This window comes from Pseudomonas sp. EL_65y_Pfl1_R83, from assembly GCF_963970695.1.
GTDB classification, from domain to species: Bacteria; Pseudomonadota; Gammaproteobacteria; order Pseudomonadales; family Pseudomonadaceae; genus Aquipseudomonas; species Aquipseudomonas tritici.
In genome coordinates, this window is sequence record NZ_CAXAQI010000439.1 from 1 (window position 1) to 449 (window position 449).

General features: G+C 61.9%; 1 protein-coding gene. It reads right to left on the reverse strand.

Annotation, left to right across the window (positions count from 1 at the left end; genetic code table 11):
* Positions 1 to 449, reverse strand: a 449-nt coding sequence (locus tag AACY08_RS29715) for a hypothetical protein (protein ID WP_339472662.1), incomplete at both ends; no start/stop codon positions are given.

The window sequence follows — 449 nt, forward strand, 5'->3', positions numbered from 1 at the left end:
GTTGCTGCGCGGTTGGTGCGGTGTCGCGATCGGTGACCGACGCGATGATCCGCAATGGCACCACCGGCGACCAATTGAGCCCATAACCAAGTGTCGTCAGCGTGCCGAAGTCCGACAGTTGATCGACCGCGACATTGCCGTTGACCGACAGGCTGCCAATCACCGGCAGCACATTCTTGGCGCGGCTGGTCAGTGGCACGTCGATATTGAGCTGGCCGTTGGCGGTATTGCGCGACACACTTCCGGGCGAAATCAGTCCTGCTCGATACGACGTGCTGCTGAAATCGCTGATATCGCCGCCGAGGTGCACGCTGGTCGAGACTTCGCCCGCCGGCAGCTTGAACAAAGCGCCGTTGACCAGAAGGTCCACTTGTCCCTCGTCCGAGGTCGAATAGCCGCGATTGACCGGTGCCAAAGCGGCGGCGGACCCGAGCCCGGTATCGGTAAAG